The sequence below is a fragment of the Clostridium sp. AF36-4 genome, assembly GCF_003435975.1.
GTDB lineage: Bacteria > Bacillota > Clostridia > Lachnospirales > Lachnospiraceae > Eubacterium_F.
Map to the genome: position 1 here is coordinate 1 of NZ_QTVH01000063.1, position 1,567 is coordinate 1,567.

Consider the following 1,567-nt stretch of genomic DNA (forward strand, 5'->3'; position numbering starts at 1 on the left):
GTGACATACCTCCCTCTCAGGGAGATATCCCATGTACTAACCTCCCTGCTTTTTCAATTTTGTTTTTGTGATTTCGCAGTGAAGTTTTTTCTCGATTCTATACTATTTGACTTTTTCTGATAATGTTTGGACTTTCTGCTTATGCATATCTTAACACAGCTTAGCGAGGATTGCAAGAGGTAATAAATTTGCAAAGAATAACTGCCAGTAAGGTTCCTAAAGTGTTTGTTAGCAAATCATCTACCTGAAAATATCCCATTTGAGTAACATATTGTGTGACTTCTACTGTCAAACTCAAAAGAAAGCTAGCCAAAACAACATAAATTCCCCGTCTATTTACATAATAACAAACTCCCATTCCAAGCATGCCAAACGGAATATACAGCAAAACATTTTCAATTACATAAGCTCTCCCCTGCCACTCTCTTGTCCAAGTTTCCCCCGGAATAAGACTAACCCCAACACGACTACCCGGTTCTCTGGAAAAAATAGATATGATCAAAATAAGAATTACATAAAAGGTCAGTAGCCCCATCAAAAGATTTTTCTTCCGATTACCCAATTTTCTCTTTATTCCTTTACAAAACAGGACATAACCAAAACTTAGAACAACTGTAATGCATCCAACACATACCGCATATCCTAACACTTGATTTATGTCCTGCAAAATATACTTGATAAGTTCTAACATTTAATCAATGTCCTTTTCACTTATAATTTTACGAATGGTATCCTCCGATTCTTCACACTCGTCCGCAATTTGCGAAATTGACTTTCCTTTATTTAATTTCTTCTGAATCTGTACACGCAGACCTTGACCAATTCCTAATTCTATTCCCTGCTCAATCCCCTGCTCGATTCCCTGCTCGATTCCTTGCTCGATTCCTTGCTCGATTCCCTTTGTAAACCCTTCTTTCAATCCTTGCTCACGCCCCCGCTCATATTTCTCATCCATCTTCATTTCCAGCGTCATATAACCATCCCTCCATTCCGTATCTCTTCGGATTTCAACCACGCGCTGTTCCAGTCGCTCGGTAAACCCATCCGTCGGAGTCTTTGTTTTTAAACGACACTCTGCTCACTACTAATAAAATTTTCATGCCTTCCAGTCATTTTCTCTAATTATTTTCCAAATTACTTCCTCCGACTCTTCACACTCGTCCGCAATTTGTGAAATTGACTTTCCTTTATTTAATTTCTTCTGAATCTGTACACGCAGACCTTGACCAATTCCTAATTCGATTCCCTGCTCAATCCCTTGCTCAATCCCTTGCTCGATTCCCTGCTCGATTCCTTGCTCGATTCCTTGCTCGATTCCTTGCTCGATTCCCTTTGTAATCCCTTCTTTCAATCCTTGCTCACGCCCCTGCTCATACTTCTCATCCATCTTCATTTCCAGCGTCATATAGTCATCCCTCCATTCTGTGTCTTTTCGGATTTTCAGCACACGCTGTTCTAATCGCTCGGTAAATCCATCCGTCGGAGTCTTTGTTTTCAGGTAATCAAGAAGATGTGCAAGTTCCTCCGGTACATCTTCTCGGCTTCCGTTTATGTTAATAAAAATTGT

3 protein-coding genes are annotated in these 1,567 nt (G+C 39.9%); all 3 read right to left on the reverse strand.

The window, feature by feature from the left end:
• Nucleotides 1-160: 160 nt before the first annotated feature.
• Nucleotides 161-649, reverse strand: a complete 489-nt coding sequence (locus DW005_RS13540) for a VanZ family protein (protein ID WP_181975063.1) — start codon at nucleotides 647-649, stop codon at nucleotides 161-163.
• A 42-nt stretch (nucleotides 650-691) separates the two neighbouring features.
• A complete protein-coding gene (locus DW005_RS14050; RefSeq protein ID WP_207658755.1) occupies nucleotides 692-973 on the reverse strand; it encodes a hypothetical protein in 282 nt (93 codons plus the stop codon).
• A gap of 123 nt (nucleotides 974-1,096) precedes the next feature.
• Nucleotides 1,097-1,567 (reverse strand): hypothetical protein (locus DW005_RS13550; protein WP_347461774.1); only part of this gene is annotated, 471 nt, incomplete at its 5' end.